A 346-nucleotide genomic window follows, 5' to 3' on the forward strand; every position below is an offset into this window, starting at 1 on the left:
TACTGCTATGGGTAAGCAAGGGTGCGCGCCCTGTATCTGCACAACAATATCTTCTTGGAGGCGAAGTGACGTTCACACATAGGTTATATCGGCTTTATCATTTCGGTCTTCGCCTCGCAGCGGCGCTTTTGCCCATTCGCACGCCGCATGTTTATGCCGGGCAGCAAGCGTTGTCGCAATGGCTTTGTGAGGTTAAAAAGCAAAATCTGCGCACCTTGTTAGTGGTCAGCGACCCGGGCATCGTTGCTTTGGATTTGCAGCAACCCATTATTGCTGCACTACATCAGCAAGGGGTTAATACGGTGCTCTACAGCGATGTTGAGGCCAATCCGGGGATACCTTGCAT

At 51.4% G+C, this 346-nt stretch carries 1 pseudogene; it reads left to right on the forward strand.

From position 1 onward, the window contains the following. Positions 1 to 65 precede the first annotated feature (65 nt). Positions 66 to 346 (forward strand): annotated as a pseudogene (locus CWC14_RS18345) (iron-containing alcohol dehydrogenase); the annotation flags it as partial.

This window comes from Pseudoalteromonas sp. S3260 (genome assembly GCF_005886925.1).
GTDB lineage: Bacteria > Pseudomonadota > Gammaproteobacteria > Enterobacterales > Alteromonadaceae > Pseudoalteromonas > Pseudoalteromonas tetraodonis.